General features: G+C 39.4%; 1 protein-coding gene. It reads left to right on the top strand.

Annotated elements, in window-relative coordinates:
- Positions 1-457: 457 nt before the first annotated feature.
- Positions 458-1059: molybdopterin-dependent oxidoreductase (locus R7127_RS26860; protein ID WP_318148758.1), on the top strand; the 602-nt coding region annotated here is incomplete at its 3' end.

The following is a 1059-nucleotide window of genomic DNA, read 5'->3' as shown; positions in this document are numbered from 1 at the left end:
GCTTTTTATTATCCAACAATTGATAACTATTATTATTTTTATTCTTCTGTATTCTATTTTTGTATTTATATATTCAATTTGAATTAGTAAATATTATCTATTTTACCTAGCTCTGACCTATTCATATTTCATTAATAAAAAATCGCAAAATGAAATATAAGATTACGCATCGTGCCATTTATAAATTGATAGTGGTCAAACTTATTAGCCATTAAATCTACAAGGATATCGATAGTGGTTTCTTGTCTGGCTTTAGTTGCTCAAGGCCTGATAAGTAAAGCTTGATTAATAGATCTTAGAAATGTCACTTTGACCTCAAAGTGTTTTAGATGTTTTCAATTCATGCCTATTTTGAAAATACGATCTCTATATCTTATTTGTTTCTAATTAGTGTTCTTTCCCCACTTGTTATTAATTAAGCGCCACTCCCAATTTTAAATGCACTTAGGAAAAAACCATGAGTCAAAATGGTAAGTTTAATATTACTCGGCGTGATGCTTTAAAGGGCGGTTCTGCACTTGGCGCTTTAGCGTTAGCAGGAAACGCGCTTTCTCTCCCGTTTGCAACTAAAGCGGTTGCCAAAGAAACGCCAGCAAAACCCAATGAAAAAATTGTCTGGTCGGCATGTACCGTAAACTGTGGTTCTCGTTGTCCGCTTCGTATGCACGTGGTCGACGGTGAAATCAAATGGGTAGAAACCGATAACACGGGTGATGATGTGTATAACCACAATCATCAAGTTCGTGCTTGTTTGCGTGGTCGCTCTATGCGTCGCCGTGTTTACTCACCAGACCGTTTGAAATACCCACTTCTTCGCGTTGGTAAACGTGGTGAAGGTAAGTTCAAACGCATTACTTGGGACGAAGCCTTGGACCTCATCGGTGACAACCTAAAACGCATCATTAAAGACTATGGTAATGACGCGGTTTACCTAAACTACGGTACGGGTACCTTGGGTGGTACGGTAACTAAGAGCTGGGATCCGAGCGCGACATTGGTTGCACGTATGATGAACCTGTGTGGTGGCTACCTGAACCACTATGGTGACTACTCAGCAGC

Origin of the sequence: Vibrio sp. 1159, assembly GCF_033340395.1 — a bacterium.
GTDB classification, from domain to species: Bacteria; Pseudomonadota; Gammaproteobacteria; order Enterobacterales; family Vibrionaceae; genus Vibrio; species Vibrio alginolyticus.
Note: the sequence above shows the minus strand (reverse complement) of the source record. Positions and strands in the feature narration are given on the sequence as shown.